The sequence below is a fragment of the Aeromonas allosaccharophila genome, from assembly GCF_016026615.1.
Classification (GTDB): domain Bacteria; phylum Pseudomonadota; class Gammaproteobacteria; order Enterobacterales; family Aeromonadaceae; genus Aeromonas; species Aeromonas allosaccharophila.
The window spans coordinates 4,225,395-4,240,435 of sequence record NZ_CP065745.1; the positions used below are offsets into that span (position 1 = coordinate 4,225,395).

Sequence of the window (15,041 nt, forward strand, 5' to 3'; positions counted from 1 at the left end):
GCGGGGCAGCTGATGATGCGTCAGCTGCCGCAGAGTGAAAGAAAAGAGGGCTCTGCGGAGCCCTCTTTGTTTGGTTTTGCTTTACGAGGATAGGGGTGATGTTCGGTATTCATGATCTTGCACTGTTTATGGTCTCGGGGTTGCTGCTCAATATCATGCCGGGGCCGGACTCCTTGCTGGTCATGCTGCGCAGCGGTTCGCAAGGGTGGCGTGCCGGTTCGGTCGCGGCCCTTGGCATTGGCACCGGCGTCATGGTGCATGTGCTGGCGGCGGCCCTCGGTCTGTCGGCCCTGCTCAGCGCTTCAGCCGAGTTGTTTGCCCTCATCAAGCTGGCTGGCGCCATCTACCTCATCTATCTGGGGTTCTCCCTGCTGCGCCAGCAGGCAACAGGATCAATGGAAAGAGGGGCCACTCTGCCTGCACTCTCCTATGGCCAGATTTACCGGCAGGGGGTGCTGACCAATGTGCTCAACCCCAAGGTAGCGCTCTTTTTCCTCGCCTTTGTGCCCCAGTTCATCGCACCGGATGCCCCCGACAAGGCGCTCGCCTTTATCCTGCTCGGCTGCATCTTCAATCTGGGGGGCATCATCTGGTGTCACCTGCTGGTCTTTACCACCGTTTATGCCAGCCACAAGGTTCGGTTGTCACAGCGTCTCGGCCGCTGGCTCAACCGTGGCATCGGCACCCTGTTTGTCGGGCTCGGGATCAAGCTCGCCAGCGACTAGCTCGCGGCTTTCTGACCTGAGGCAGATTATCGTGCGCCGCGCTGTGGTATGGTCGGCATTCAGCTGCGGGGCCAGCCCCGCTCTCTCTTTTTCAGGCCAGCCCCACTGGCCGCAGCAGCGAGATCCCTTGCCCAGATGAACATCGCCCGGCTCAAGAACTTTACCGAGATCGTGAAGAACAACTTCAACATCTCGGCGACGGCGGAGAAGCTCTACACCTCCCAGCCCACCCTCAGCAAGCAGATGAAGATGCTGGAAGATGAGCTGGGGCTCGCTCTCTTTACCCGCAAGGGGAAGAATCTGGTCGGCTTGACCAGTGCCGGCGAGCAGGTGATGGAGCTGGCCAAGGGGGTAGTGGCGCAGGTAGAGCAGATCAATCAGCTGTCGCTGGGAGAGCAACTGGCCACCAGCGGGGTGCTGCGTATCGCCACCACCCACACCCAGGCGCGCTACAAGCTGCCAGCGGTGATCACCGAGTTCAGCCATCGTTATCCCGAGGTGGCGATCCAGCTCCATCAGGGGGCGCCCGCCCAACTGGCCCAGATGGTACAAAGCGGCGATGTGGATATGGCGATCGCCACCGAATCCATGTATCTGTTCGATGAGTTGGCCGCAGTCCCCTGTCATCGCTGGGGGCGCAGCGTGGTGGTGCCCCATGGTCATCCGCTGCTCGACTGCCAGCCGCTGTCGATGGCGGATCTGGCCCGCTATCCCCTCATTACCTATGTGTTCGGTTTCACCGGTCGCTCCAAGATGGACAAGGCCTTCAGCCGCCACGGCCTTTCGCCGAGAACCGTGCTGACCGCCACCGATACCGACGTGATCAAGCACTATGTCCGGCTCGGGATGGGAGTCGGGGTGATCGCCAGCGTGGCCTTCGACGAGGGGGACAGGGAGGATCTGGTGAGCCTCAACATCGACCACCTGATCGCCTCGAGCGCCACCCATATCTGCCTGCGCAAACATGCCCATCTGCGCGACTATATGTACGACTTTATCCACCTCTACGCCCCCCATATCAGCCGGGAGACGGTGCAGTTGCATCTGATCAACCAGCCGCCTGCCGCCAATATGGCGGAGCTGCCGTGGCTCTAGCCGCGGGTTGTTTGCCACGCACAAAGCAAACATGCAGAGATAAAAAAAGAGAGGCCGTGGCCTCTCTTCTGGTTTTATCGGTATGCGGGATTAAGCGCTGCGGGTCGCCAGATTGATAAAGAGCTGGGCTCCGACCAGCAGGCAGTCGTCATCCAGATAGTAGGGATTCGCATGCAGGTAGTTGCAGATCCCCTTGGCCTGACAGCCGCTGCCGAGGAAGAACATGGCACCCTTGCGGCCACGGCAGGCGTTGACCATATAGCTGAAATCCTCGCTGCCGGTCATCGGCTGCCCCTGAGCGTTGATCCCCTCAGAGGGCAATACGTCGGCGGCTGCTTGCAACAGGCGGGCGCAGGCATCGGCGTGGTTCTCGACGGCCGGATACCCGGCATAGACCATCTTGGTCTTGAAGCCGCGCAGTTCGCTCTGGGCCACGATCTCCTTGAAGCTGTTCTTCAGGATCTGGTCGGTCTCGGCATCCATGGCGCGGATGGTGCCGCGTGCCTGCACATGGTCAGCGATGGCGTTGGGAATGGTGCCGCCGTTGATCATGCCGCAGCCAAACACCGCCGGGCTGAACGGACTGGTGCGCTTGGCGACGATGTAGTCCATGTCCTCGATGATCCGCACCGCTTCGCGGATGGCATCCAGCCCCTTGTGGGGAGTGGATCCGTGGGCAGAGATACCGTGTACATCCAGCGTCCAGGCGGAGCCCCAGGAGGACATGACTCCGTTGTTGAACTTGATGGTGCCGGTCTCCATGGCGCCGTCGTTATGGAGGGCATAGACCTCGTCCACCCCCTTCATGCAGCCCAGCTCCACCATCTTCTCGGCGCCCGGCACCCGCATATCCTCTTCCGCCATCTGGAAGATAAAGCGGACGTTGTACTGCAGGCGATCTCGGTTGGCGGCCAGAAACTTGGCGGCGGTCAGGGCGATCGCCATATGGGAGTCGTGACCGCAGTTGTGGGCCATCCCCTCGTGGGTCGACTTGAACGCAACGTCGCTCATGTCGTGCATCTCGAGGCCATCCATGTCGGCACGGAAGGCGATGGTCGGTAGCACGGGGTCAACAATCAGATCGCCGTGAAAACCGGTGAAGCCCGGGTAGTCGGTGAGACGGTAGCCGAAGCTTGTCATCAGCTCGCGGCAGTAGGCCGAGGTCTTGAATTCGACGCCGGAGGCTTCCGGGATGGTGTGCAGGTGGTGGCGCACTTCCTGACTGAAGTCGCGCAGGGCCAGCAGGGCCGGTTCAATGTGGATGTTGTTCATCAGATGATCCCTTGCATGGTGAAGCCGAGCTGGGCGACCAGCGACGCGCCGAAGAAGCAGCAGGTGGAGACGATCATGAAGATCAGGATCACTTTCCATGACATCTTCTTCAGCTCTTCCAGCTGACCGCCCACCGAGAGACCGGCAAAGGCCAGCAGCGGCACGCAGCAGGAGAGGAAGGAGATCTTGGCGACGGCATCGATAAAGAGGCCGCGCACCGGGGTCTCCGGCAGGCAGATGAGAATGCCGATGATGGTGGCATAGGCAAACGCCGGTAGGGAGGAGGGCAGGTAGCGCTTGGCAATCAGCGAAGCGAACACCACCAGCGACATGGCGATAAAGCTGTCACCCATCAGCCAGAGCGGGGTGCCGGTGGTCAGGGTCTGGGTAAACATGGCCAGCAGGATCGCCAGAAAGACGAACCGCATATCCATTACGATGCTTTTCATGCGTTCTCTCCTTTGGCAGTCAGGGCATAGATTTTTTCAGCGAGCGGCAGACCCAGATAAGTGAGGGAGAGGGCGCCGAGGGCAGACGAGAGCAGATTCGATGCAGCCGCGATACTCAGCACCTGCTGGGCCAGCGCTTCGTCGAGACCGTTGATCAGAGCACCGGAGGCGGCACTCAGCATGGAGCCTGAGCCCACGCCGGAACCGGCGGCCAGCGCCAGCGGGTGCAGGCCGGTGAGCGGAGCGATACTGCCCAGCACGCTGAACCAGAGGGTGCCGATGACGGAGCCGCACAGGTAGATGGCCAGCACACCGATGTACTCCTGAGAGCCGGTACCGAACTTGCCCTGGATCACCGCGACGGACGGCTCACGGCTGATGGAGGAGCAGGCCCCGATGGCACGGCGGCCAAAGCCGAACTTCACTGCCAGCGGAATGGCGATCAGGATTGGCAACAGGTTGCCGATCTCCTGCAGGAACAACGGCACGCCGACGCTCAGGATCATCTTGATGTTGGGGATGATCATCCCCGCGTACTGGGTACCCAGGATCAGCAGGCTGAAGCCCACCATCTTGCCGCAGAAGCCCTCTTCTTTCTCGGTGAAGAGCTGCTTCCAGCCGGGGATGCGATCCTTGATCGGCTTGGCGGAAATGCACATGCCGATGATGACGGCAAAGAGCATCGGCAGGATCGGAATGATGGCGATGCCGATCCGGATCTCCTGTTTGCCTATCAGGTACTGGGCCACAAAGATCAGCATGGCGGTTGCCAATATGCTGACCGTGACCGTCTTGAGGGGGCTGGTTTGCTGCATGGTCTGTTCTCTTGTTATTCGTGAGTGTTCCACTTAAGTGCCATCGCCAACTTGACGGGCTGGCGAATGATGGGGGCATGATAGGGAGGGTCGGGGGGAAGGAATGTGACCTCCATCAAGCTGGCCATATGGCATTTTTTCATGGGGTATGCCCTTTAACCCTATGGATACCAAGGGTTAAATACCGTTAACAGATTGCCAGCAATCAGGTGATATGGTGACCTGGGGGCCACCTTGCACAAGTTTAAACAGAGAGCGAAGAAGAAGACCGATCTCGCGTTAGAGGATCATCGGTACTATCTACCTGCAGTGCGATATCAAACAGTTGCATGCGCAGCTCGCGTCCATCACCATCCTGCAAACCCTCAAGCCTTATCTGGCCGAGCGCTGGGACGAGCATCAGCACGCCATATGGGATGAGACACCGAGCTTTGATGCGCTCTGCTTTCGATAAACCCTGCCATCACATGTATGGCGCCATCTGACCATAGACACACCGGAGAAGGAGAGCCCCTTTGGCCCGCAGCACCTCACATTCTGCTGAACTGATCGATATTGCCGAACTCAAGGCGCAAAGCGGCGACGCCAGCTTTGCCAAGGGGGTGAAACTGGCCAGTCAGGGGGCGGTACAGCAGCTCGCTCAGGATGGTGAGACCATCACCGCCCGGGTACAGGGCAGTCATCTCTATCGGGTCAGACTGGAGTGCGGGCGTACGATGGTGAGTCACTGCAACTGCCCCGCTGCCGACTATCAGACGCTCTGCAAACATGGAGTCGCTACTGCGCTGGCCTTCAATATGCAGCTCAGCGGCTTGGACGGTGAGGAGGGCGCGGTGGCACTGGTGCCCGATGCGCGGGCCAGATTGCGCGGCTATTTCGAGCGGCAAGCGCAACCGGCGCTGCTCGATGTGCTGATCGATGAGATCCGGCGCGACCCGAAGCGCTGGGATTATTGGTTGAGGAAAGTGGAACTGAGTGAGCAGCCGCTCTCGCCGGCCAAACTGAAAAGCATGATCAACAGGGCGCTGCCCAAGCGGGATGTGTGGGAGTGGCGGGCGGTGAGCGACTACTTCAGCGAGGCCGAAGCGTTGTTTGAAGAGATCTGGGAGGGGATCGATACCCTCTCGCTCGAGCAGCAGTGGCCGCTGACCTGTTACGCGCTGGACCGGCTCAATACCGTGCTGTTACAGGTTGATGACTCCAATGGCGATCGCTGCGAGCTGGAGTTTGCGCTCTGCGAACGCCTCCCTGCGCTTTTTGCTCGCTTGCCATGGCCAGAGAGTGACAAGATCGACTGGCTCTTTACTCACCTCATCGAGCAACCGCAGGATATCTTCCCCGAAGAGGAGGCGTTTGGCGATATCATGCACAGTCCGGCCCTTCTGGCGCGCTGCGAGCAGAAGCTCGCCAGCTTGCGGGCGGAACGGGTGCCGAGCGATGAGTATGACTGGGATCTGCAACGCTATACCCTCCCCTTGCTGGATGCGGCCCGCGCGGCCGGTGACTGGCGGCGCGAGCTGACCTTGCTGGCCAGTATTGCCACCATGCCACGGGATTGGCTCCGGCTCTGCAGCATCTGCTGCGATCATGATGAGCCGCTGGAGGGGGAGTATTGGCTCGCCAAGGCGCGCAAGCTGGCGGTATCACCCCATGAAAAGAGTGAGTGCGATGAGGTCGAGATCCGGCTCTCTATCGCCCTTGGCGAGAAGGGGCGGGCATGGCGTCTGGCCCGGGCCGGGTTCGAGCGGATGCCTCATTTTGACGGGTTCAAGCGGCTGCGCCAGTTGCAACAACAGTTGGAGTGGCAGGACGAAACCCTGCTGCCCTGGGCCGAGCAGTGTTTCAAGGATCAGGCCGCGGTCAGTCAGCCGTTCAATTTATCCTCTCATCAGGATGCGCTGGTGCGCTTCTATCTCGATCAGGAGCGGGTGCTGGATGCCTGCAACTGGGTGGCCATCCACAAGATAAGCCCGGAGCTGCTGCTTACCTTGGCGGACAAGATCGCCCCGGACAATCCGCTGCTGGCCATCAGTTATACCTTTCGGGTTGCCGCCAGCTATGTGGCGACAGGTCATAACGATGGTTATGAGCAAGCTGCAGCGGCGCTGCGCAAGCGGGAGCAATCGCTTGGGGATGACAAGGCGCTGCAGGAGAGCTTTAGCCAGCAGCTCGGGGCGCTGGCGACCGAATACAAACGCAAGCGCAACTTTATCAAGCTGGTGAATCTCTATTTCGCCTCCCGCCTCTGAGTTTCTCTTATGACGTTGCGCTTCTGTCAGCGCCAAGGGATGGATAGCCAGCAATAAAAACGGGTCTGCAGTTGCAGGCCCGTTTGTCTTTGTACGTAGTCAGTGATGTCAGTGATACCCGCTATCGGTACTCAGGTGGCGGGCTTTAGCCTAGCACTGCGCAGCAGCAGGGGGAGTTGGTAGAGCACCAGGGCGCCGAGTACCAGTCCGGCACCGGCCAGTTTGGCACCACCGAGAGGTTCGCTGTAGAAGAGGGTGCTCAGGATCAGCGTCCAGACCGGCTCCAGCAGCATCATCAGGGCGGCATGGGCGGTGGTCATCTTGCTCAATGCGTGGGTAAGCAGCCAGTAGCGCAATGTGGTGGCGATCAAGACGCTCGCCGCAAACCAGCCCCAGATACCGTGGCTGATCCCGCCCTCGGGCCACTGTTCGGTCAGCAGGGAGAGCAGGGTGCCGAGCAGACCGGTCATCGCCAGTTGGATGCTGGTGAGCCAGGTGGGGGCAATGGATTGGGCAAAGTGGCGATGGACGGCGAGCTGGATGCCGAGGGTGGTGGCCGCCGCCAGAAACCAGAACAGCGAGAGCGACACGCCCGTTTGTTCGGGGTGATCTCCACCCCAGTGAGTGCTGCTGGAGAGCAGCAGCAAACCAGCGATGGCGATGGGTAGAGTGAGCCAGTAGTGACGGCCGGGCTTGGCCCGGAAGGCGGCCCAGGCGGCTAGCGGTGCCATCAGGGTGGCGACGCTCATGATAAAGGCGCCGCTGCCCAGCGCCTCGCTCTGGCTGATGGCGGTGACCCACAGTAGCAGGCTGGCACCGAGCAATGTGCCGCATCCTGCAGCGCGCAGCAGTTGAGCGCGGGTGGGCGGTTGTTCACGCAACCAAGCCAAGGGGAGCAACAGCAGGGCGGCCAGCAGGAAGCGGCTGCCGATAAAAGCGGCGGGCGGCAGTTCACGGATCGCCTCTTTCGAGAAGAGCCAGCCAGCGGCGGCCAGCAGGGTGACCAGTACCATCAGCAGCAGGGGAGTGCGGTTCATCGGGGTCGTCATGGTGAAATGGAGGGGAGAGCATAAAGGAAAGGCGCCAGGTATTGCTACCTGGCGCCTTTCGCATCTGCCTTGAACCGCCGTCGCGGCTCGCGGCCAGCAATCAGTTCATGCCGTAACGCTTGAGCTTCTTGCGCAGGGTGCCACGGTTGATACCCATCATCACGGCAGCGCGAGTCTGGTTACCACGGGTGTACTGCATGATCACGTCCAGCATCGGCGCTTCGACTTCGGAGAGAACCATATCGTACAGATCAATCACTTCCTGACCGTTCAACTGGGCCAGGTAGTTACGCAGGGCCTGTTGCACAGAGTCACGCAGGGGGCGCTGGGTCGGCTCGGCAGCGTGATTGTGAGTAGTTGTTACCAATGCATCAGAAGTCAGGGTTTGTTCGAACATATTCGGTCGGCTCTTTAGTTATCTTGTTAACCTAATCCATCGAAATACGCTTCGAGTGCCTCAAGTTGCGCGTCTGCGCAATCCAGGGCATTGAAGTGCTTACGGAATTCTCGGCCCGTCTCTTCTTCATCCAGATACCAGCCCACGTGTTTACGGGCTATGCGCGCTCCCAGATATGCACCATAAAACCGGTGCAGGTTGGTTACATGCTCGTTCATCAGGGTGCGAACCTCTTCCCTCTCGGGAGGCGGCAGCTTGGTGCCCGTCTCAAGAAAATGACGGATTTCCCGGAAAATCCAGGGTCGTCCTTGCGCAGCTCGGCCGATCATCACGGCGTCGACACCGGTATAGTCGAGGACATACCGGGCTTTCTCCGGGCTGTTGATGTCACCATTGGCGACAACAGGAATCGATACGGCCTGCTTAATCGCCCTGATCGTGTCGTACTCCGCTTCGCCCCGGTAGAGGCAGGCACGGGTACGACCATGCACGGCGAGGGCCGCGATACCGCAATCTTCGGCGATTCGGGCGATCTCCACGCCATTGCGGTTATCCGGATCCCATCCTGTGCGGATCTTCAAGGTGACAGGCACCTCCACTGCATCCACCACGGCCCGGCAAATTGCTTTGACCTGATCGGGGGCACGCAGCAGGGCGGAACCTGCCAACTTCTTATTCACTTTTTTTGCCGGACATCCCATGTTGATGTCGACGATCTGTGCGCCCTGCTCCACGTTGTAGCGGGCAGCAAACGCCATCATCTCGGGGTCGGCCCCGGCAATCTGGACCGATCGCAATCCGCCTTCTGCAGAGTGATCCATCCTCATCCGGGTTTTCTGGGTATCCCAGACATCCGGGTTGGCCAGCAGCATCTCGGAAACGGCCATGCCAGCCCCCAGTCGCAAACAAAGTTCGCGAAATGGTCGGTCAGTTACACCGGCCATGGGAGCCACAATCAAGGGAGTTTCAAGCGTGTGGGGACCTATCTGCATTCCACGGTTACCATCGGCTTAGGGCGGCGTATATTACGCATTTTTTAGGCAGGAGAAAAGGTTAGTATTTGAGCGTCAGCCATTTTTTTCTGAAAAAAACGTCGCGCCAAGGCTTGCAAATTCTGGAGTTATTGAAAAACGGCCAGATTGCTCGCGAGGGATGGCTGTACTACCTATGTCGGTTGTCTGCATAATTGTCAGTCCACTTGCCGGCCTGCTTTGCGTTATGATAACGGGCTTAAGTCGAGCAAATGCTCCAAACATTTATGCAACAAAAGCGGATTGGGGATCTATGACGTCAAGGTTCATTACATCACTCTGGCCGTGTCTGCTGGGGGCCGTGCTGGGGTCGGCACAGGCGCAGACCATCAGTTTCGGCGAAGCCTGGACCCGGGTCATCCAGCAGGATGAGGGGCTGGCCGCCGAGCAGGCCGGGGTCGATCGGGCCAAGCAACTGCGCGAGGCCGCCAAGGCCATGTATCTGCCCAAGGTGGATCTGGGGGCCAGCTATACCCACCTCGATCAGCCGATGGAACTTGATCTGATGGATCTCAACCCCATCGCCAACCATCCGGAAATGGTCAAAGCGCTGCAGCATATCCTGGGCGGGCTGCCGATCCCGCATTTCACGCCCGATGATTTCGTTACCCCGCTGACCAAACAGAACGTGGTGACCAGCTCGGTCAATATGCTGTGGCCGCTGTTTGCCGGTGGCCGCATCGATGCGGCGCAGGATATCCGCCAGGCGCAGGTGAGCGAGGCGCAGCAGCTGCTGGTGCTCAAACAGCAAGCCACTTTCGAGAGTCTCTCCCAGACCTATTTTGGCGTCGTACTGGCTGCTCAGGTGGTGCAGACCAAGCAGGAGATCGAAGAGGGACTGGCCCACCATCTGGATCACGCCAAGAAGCTTGAAGCTCAGGGTCAGATCGCCAAGGTGGAGCGGCTCTCCGCCCAGTCGGCCTATGATCGGGCCCGCATCGATACCCAGAAGTCCCGCCGTGGCCTCGAGATCGCCGAGCTGGCCCTCGGCCATATGCTCAAGCTGTCCCGCGCCGAGCCCGACAGCGGCCTGTTCGTCAACCAGGAGCTGCCGCGCCTCGAGGGGCTGGTGAGCCAGACCCTGGAGGTGCACCCCGGCCTCAAGCTGCTCAGCGCCAAGAAAGAGCAGGCCAAGGGGATGATCCGGATGGAGAAGGGCAAATATGCCCCCGAAGTGTTCCTGTTCGGCAACTACAACCTCTATGAAGATGATTCACTGGCCGCCAAGACTGCGCCGGACTGGCTGGTGGGGGTGGGGGTCAGCATGCCGCTGGTGAGCCGCGATGGCCGCTCCGAGACGGTGCAGGCTGCCAAGAGTGCCGAGCTGCAGGTCAATCTGCTGCAAGCCAAGACCCGCCAGGATCTGGAGCTGCTGGTAGAGAAGACCTGGCGCGAAGCGGCGCAGGGGCTGGAGGAGTATCAATCCCTCTCGTCAACCCAGGCGCTGGCAGAGGAGAACGTGCTGCTGCGTGACAAGGCCTTCGGTCAGGGGCTCTCTACCTCCCTTGATGTGGTGGATGCCCAAAACCAGCTGGCGGGGGTCAAGACCCAGCGCGCGGCGGCGGCCTATCAATATGTGGTGTCGCTGGCCCGTCTGCTGGCGCTCTCCGGCCAGATGAACAGTTTCAATCAATATCAGCATGGCCAGGTGATCGAGGTGAACTCATGATCCCGGCCCTGTCTGTTTCTTTTTTCATGTCTGTTTCGACCGCCAAGGGTCGCCCGTTTGTCGAGGTGAAGTGATGAGCCATCCCCCCATCAAAAAGAAGATGAGCCAGGGTAAACCGCTGTTGTTGCCACTGGCGCTGGTGATCCTGGTGGTCTGGCTCGGCTGGCGCTTCTGGCTCGCCTATCAGCCTGAGCCGGTGCATCTGCAAGGGCAAATTGAGGCGCAGCAGTACTCGGTCTCCTCCAAAGTGCCGGGTCGCATCGACGAGGTGCTGGTGAAAAAGGGCGATCAGCTGACCAGGGATCAGCTGGTCTTTACCCTGGCGAGCCCCGAGATTGAAGCCAAGCTGAGCCAGGCCAAGGCTGGTGAAGCGGCCGCGGGCGCACTGGCGCAGGAGGCAGAGAAGGGGGCTCGTGCCCAGCAGATCGCCGCCGCCAAGGATCAGTGGCAAAAAGCCAAGGCCGCCGCCCAGCTGCGTGGCAAGACTTATGAGCGGGTCGCCAGCCTGCACCGCGATGGCGTGATGCCGCTGCAAAAACGCGATGAAGCCTGGACCGCCTGGCAAGCTGCCCGCTACAGCGAAGGAATGGCGTGGCAGCAGTACCAGATGGCGCTGGAAGGGGCGCGGGAAGAGACCAAGATTGCGGCGCGCGAGAAGGCCAAGATGGCGGCCGGTTCGGTGGCCGAGGTAGAGGCCTATCTGGCCGACACCCGCATCACCAGTCCCCACAATGGTGAAGTGAGTCAGGTACTGCTGCGTAGCGGCGAGCTGGCGCCGCAAGGCTTCCCGGTGGTGACGCTGCTCGACATGAGCGATGCCTGGGCCCAGTTCCACATCCGCGAAGATCTGTTGCCCCGTTTCACCGTGGATACCGAGTTCGATGCCCGCATCCCGGGCCTTGGCGACCAGACAGTCCGCTTCAAGGTGACCCATGTGGCGGTGATGGGGGATTTCGCCACCTGGCGTGCCACCGATACCCGTCAGGGTTTCGACATGAAGAGCTTCCAGGTGGAGGCCCGTCCGCTGCAACCGGTTGAGGGGCTGCGGGTTGGCATGAGTGTGCTGGTTGAACTCTGATGGGACGTGAATTTCGGCTGCTGTGGCAGGACCCGTTCAGCCGTGCCCTGATGAGCTGGGTACCGCTGCTGCTGATGGGGATCCTCTGCTGGATCTTCTCGGCAGGGCTGGCCCGCGACCTCAAGGTGGGGCTGGTGGATTTGGACCACAGCGTGCTGTCGCGCCAGCTGGCCTTCTCGCTGGATGGCTCGGCCGGGCTCAAGGTGGTCAATCAGTTTGATTCCATCGATGCTGGCGCGCGCGCGCTGCGCGGTGGCGACATCTATGCGCTGGTGGTGATCCCCAACCATCTGGAGCGGGATGCCCGCCGGGGTACCCAGCCGCAGGTGACGGTGTTCAACAATGGCCAGTTCATCCTGATCGCCAAGCTGGTCAACTCGGCGCTGGCGCAGGTGGTAGGCACTCTCAACGGCCAGGTCGGTGTGCTGGAGGCGATGGCCGACGGCAAGGCGCTGCCCGGTGCGATTGGGCAGTCGGTGCCCATCAGCAGTCAGGTCACTGCGCTTTACAACCTCAACTCCAGTTACGCCCAGTTTCTGCTGAGCGCGATTTTGCCCGCAGTGTGGCAGATCCTGGTGGTGCTGTTCGGCCTCAATGCGCTGGCCCGCACCGATCGGCTGGGGCTGGACTGGACCACCCGCGGTGTCTGGTTCGGCCTGTGGCGCACCCTGCTGCCCCATGTGCTGATTGGCTGGGGCTGGGGGATCGTCTGGACGCTGCTGTTGTTCAAGGGGTTGGCCTATCCCATGCACGGCAGTTGGTTGGTACTTGTGGTGGGGCTGGGGCTCGCCTCGGCCGCTTGCGTTACTATGGGGGCGTTCTTTTACGGCATCATTCGGGATCCGGCCCGCGCCCTGTCGCTGGCGGGGGCTTACACGGCGCCCGGTTTCGCCTTTATGGGGGTCACTTTTCCGGTGAGCGCCATGGGGGATTTCGCCCGCTTCTGGCGTAGCCTGTTGCCGGTTTCTCATTATGTGGAGCTGCAGATAGGTCAGAGCAACTATGGTCTGCCCCTCGCATCCGCCTTGCCGCAATTGGGGGCGCTGCTGCTGTTCCTGCTCCCCCTGCTGCTGGTGGTGCGCCGTTACAAGCAGCAGGCCGATCTGGCCCGTCAATCAGCCGCAGTGGCCGTCGCCGAGAAGGAGCCTGAGTGATGCTGGGATTTGTCGATCTGTTGCGCCTCGAGCTGCGCACCCTGCTGGCGGATCGCGCCATCATGCTGACCTTGTTTGGCGGGGTGATCTTCTACTCGTTTCTCTATCCCCAGCCCTATCTGCATCAATTGCCGCGGGAAGAGGCGGTGGTGGTGGTCAACGAGGATGGCAGCCAGCTGTCGCGTCAGCTGGAGTTTATGGCCGATGCCACGCCGCAGGTGAAGCTGGTGGCGCGAGCCAATTCGCTGGCCGAGGCGCGTCAGCTGATGATGGCCGGAGAGGCGAGCGGGATCCTGCACATTCCCAACCACTTCTATCGGGATCTGATGCAGGGCAAGAGCGTGACCCTGAGCTATGCCGGTGATGCCTCCTACTTCCTGGTCTACGGCACCATTGCCGAAGGGCTGGCGCAGGCGGGTGGTACCCTTGCCGCGCAGGTGAAGGTGGCGCGCTTGCTGAGCCACGGCGAGGCACTGCCGCAAGCGGCCATGGGCTGGAATGCGGTGGCCCTCAACGTGGTGCCGGTGTTCAACCCCACCATGGGCTACGTCAACTACGTGGTGCCGGCGGTGTTTGTGCTGATCCTGCATCAGGTGTTGCTGATGGGGGCGGGGATCCTGGGGGCGACCCAGAACCAGCGCAGCTGTCGCGGCGAGCACGGTTATTGGCAAAGCGCGCCGGTGCTGCCGCTGCTGCTGGCCAGAACCCTGGTGATTGCCGGGCTGTTCCTGCTGCCGGTGAGCTACTTCCTCGGCTTCTGCTTCGATCACTACCACATCGCCCGTCATGCCGATCCGCTGGAGTTGTGGTTGTTCGCCCTGCCGTTCCTGCTGGCGACCTGCTGGTTCGGGATTGTGCTGGGGGCGATCTTTACCCGGCGGGATCTGCCGACTCAGGTAGTGTTGATTTCCTCCCTGCCGCTGGTCTTTCTGGCGGGCTTTATCTGGCCGCTGGAGCTGATCCCGGCGCCCCTCAACTGGCTGGCTCAGTGGGTGCCCACTATCCCGGCCATCGAGGGTTTTCTGCGCCTCAACCAGATGGGGGCCGACTTTGCGCAGGTTTCCCGTTACTGGTGGCAGTTATGGGGACTGGCGCTGCTCTATGGTGTGCTGGCCTGTCTGCTGCTGCGCCAGCGGCAGCAGTCGTTGCCAGTGGCCAGTCAGCCGGTCGTACAGAGTGAAACGACCACCGGTTAAGCGCGATAGCGCAAGCGCACGTGACATTAAGCGTGCAGTAAAGCGAAAAACGGTCAGCCCTTGGGCTGACCGTTTTTGTATCCGCGGATCTATGAAGAGGATGGATATGGCGCTGATTTAGCCGCGCTGGAGCCCCGGATCGCCGATGGCGTAGATCTGCCCCACCGCCGTGTCATCCGCCAGCAGGCGCAGGCCTTGGGCGGCCACATCGACGCGGCGCACCAGTCCGTGCACCTCCTTGCCCTGACTCAGCTCGGCACGGCCGGTGGCGTCGCCATCCTGCAGGCCCGCCGGGCGCAGAATGGTCCATGCGAGGGTGCTGGTCTGCAGCCAGCTCTCCGCCAGACTCTTGAGGCGCACTTCGTGGCCGAAGGCGGCACGGGCACGCTCAGGCAGATATTGCCAGCTGTCACCACAGCCGAGGGAGGTGACCAGCAGCAGCCGCTTCAGGCCTGCTTGCTCCATGGCATCGATCACATGACGGTTGCCCTGATAGTCCACCGGCGCCGTCTGACGGAAGCTGCCGAGGGTGGAGACGACCTGTGCATCTTGCCCTGCCACAAGGCAGGCCTGCTGCACCGCAGCCGGATCCAGCGCATCCCCTTCGATCACCAGGGCTCCCAGCGCGCGCAGTTCGGTGGCCATCTCGGGGCTGCGTACCAGCGCCACCACCCGATGACCCTCATTCAGGGCGTGGTGAGTAAAGGCGCGGCCCAGCCCGCGGCTGGCTCCGAAAATCAGTGTGGTTGGCATAGCTGAGCTCCCTTGGCAAAAGGGGCTAGCCTAGTGGCTTGTTCGCGTGCTGTAAATGAGAGTTGTTTCTATTTGTGAGCTAGCAGGAAGGAGAGAGTGCGAGCCGCCA

The 15,041-nt window shown here is 61.0% G+C and carries 14 protein-coding genes; 7 read left to right on the forward strand and 7 right to left on the reverse strand.

Going from position 1 to position 15,041, the window contains the following annotated elements; genetic code table 11:
- Positions 1–98: 98 nt before the first annotated feature.
- Positions 99–725, forward strand: coding sequence for a LysE family translocator (locus I6G90_RS19425; protein ID WP_163128640.1), 627 nt, complete (start codon positions 99–101; stop codon positions 723–725).
- 135 nt (positions 726–860) lie between these two features.
- Positions 861–1,820, forward strand: a complete 960-nt coding sequence (locus I6G90_RS19430; RefSeq protein ID WP_197928803.1) for a LysR substrate-binding domain-containing protein — start codon at positions 861–863, stop codon at positions 1,818–1,820.
- A gap of 90 nt (positions 1,821–1,910) precedes the next feature.
- On the opposite strand, the gene I6G90_RS19435 is transcribed toward I6G90_RS19430, so the two are convergent.
- From I6G90_RS19435 to I6G90_RS19445, 3 genes are read right to left on the reverse strand one after another with little or no spacing between them, the layout of a single operon-like run.
- Positions 1,911–3,092 carry a M20 metallopeptidase family protein gene (locus I6G90_RS19435; protein WP_182933512.1) on the reverse strand — a complete coding sequence of 394 codons (1,182 nt, stop codon included), beginning with the start codon at positions 3,090–3,092 and terminating at the stop codon, positions 1,911–1,913.
- Entirely contained in the window at positions 3,092–3,541 is a 450-nt protein-coding gene (locus I6G90_RS19440) for a hypothetical protein (protein ID WP_075113677.1), read from the reverse strand. The genes I6G90_RS19435 and I6G90_RS19440 overlap by 1 nt, the downstream gene beginning before the upstream one ends.
- A complete protein-coding gene (locus tag I6G90_RS19445) occupies positions 3,538–4,356 on the reverse strand; it encodes a DUF3100 domain-containing protein (RefSeq protein ID WP_075113678.1) in 819 nt (272 codons plus the stop codon). Before I6G90_RS19445 ends, I6G90_RS19440 begins: the two co-directional genes overlap by 4 nt.
- 515 nt (positions 4,357–4,871) lie before the next feature.
- On the opposite strand from I6G90_RS19445, the gene I6G90_RS19450 reads away from it, so the two are divergent.
- Positions 4,872–6,605, forward strand: coding sequence for an SWIM zinc finger family protein (locus I6G90_RS19450; protein ID WP_075113679.1), 1,734 nt, complete (start codon positions 4,872–4,874; stop codon positions 6,603–6,605).
- Between the two features lie 131 nt (positions 6,606–6,736).
- On the opposite strand, the gene I6G90_RS19455 is transcribed toward I6G90_RS19450, so the two are convergent.
- The 3 genes from I6G90_RS19455 to dusB all read right to left on the reverse strand — a co-directional run bounded on the left by I6G90_RS19455 (position 6,737) and on the right by dusB (position 9,043).
- A complete protein-coding gene (locus I6G90_RS19455) occupies positions 6,737–7,642 on the reverse strand; it encodes a DMT family transporter (RefSeq protein ID WP_197928805.1) in 906 nt (301 codons plus the stop codon).
- Between the two features lie 112 nt (positions 7,643–7,754).
- Positions 7,755–8,051: a DNA-binding transcriptional regulator Fis gene (fis, locus tag I6G90_RS19460; protein WP_005309538.1), complete on the reverse strand. Its 297-nt coding sequence runs from the start codon at positions 8,049–8,051 to the stop codon at positions 7,755–7,757.
- Positions 8,052–8,077: 26 nt separating this feature from the next.
- The gene (gene dusB / locus I6G90_RS19465; RefSeq protein WP_033135778.1) at positions 8,078–9,043 is read right to left on the reverse strand and encodes a tRNA dihydrouridine synthase DusB; all 966 of its coding nucleotides are present in this window, start codon (positions 9,041–9,043) and stop codon (positions 8,078–8,080) included.
- A gap of 292 nt (positions 9,044–9,335) precedes the next feature.
- Here dusB and I6G90_RS19470 point away from each other — a divergent pair, with 292 nt between their 5' ends.
- The 4 genes from I6G90_RS19470 to I6G90_RS19485 all read left to right on the forward strand — a co-directional run bounded on the left by I6G90_RS19470 (position 9,336) and on the right by I6G90_RS19485 (position 14,179).
- Positions 9,336–10,751 carry a TolC family protein gene (locus I6G90_RS19470; protein WP_197928807.1) on the forward strand — a complete coding sequence of 472 codons (1,416 nt, stop codon included), beginning with the start codon at positions 9,336–9,338 and terminating at the stop codon, positions 10,749–10,751.
- A 73-nt stretch (positions 10,752–10,824) separates the two neighbouring features.
- Positions 10,825–11,829 carry an HlyD family secretion protein gene (locus I6G90_RS19475; RefSeq protein ID WP_083617203.1) on the forward strand — a complete coding sequence of 335 codons (1,005 nt, stop codon included), beginning with the start codon at positions 10,825–10,827 and terminating at the stop codon, positions 11,827–11,829.
- Positions 11,829–12,983, forward strand: a complete 1,155-nt coding sequence (locus I6G90_RS19480; protein WP_197928809.1) for an ABC transporter permease — start codon at positions 11,829–11,831, stop codon at positions 12,981–12,983. The genes I6G90_RS19475 and I6G90_RS19480 overlap by 1 nt, the downstream gene beginning before the upstream one ends.
- A complete protein-coding gene (locus I6G90_RS19485; RefSeq protein ID WP_197928811.1) occupies positions 12,983–14,179 on the forward strand; it encodes an ABC transporter permease in 1,197 nt (398 codons plus the stop codon). The genes I6G90_RS19480 and I6G90_RS19485 overlap by 1 nt, the downstream gene beginning before the upstream one ends.
- Before the next feature lie 117 nt (positions 14,180–14,296).
- Here I6G90_RS19485 and I6G90_RS19490 read toward each other — a convergent pair whose 3' ends face one another.
- Complete coding sequence (locus I6G90_RS19490) at positions 14,297–14,932, reverse strand: SDR family oxidoreductase (RefSeq protein WP_197928813.1); 636 nt, start codon at positions 14,930–14,932, stop codon at positions 14,297–14,299.
- Positions 14,933–15,041: the final 109 nt, after the last annotated feature.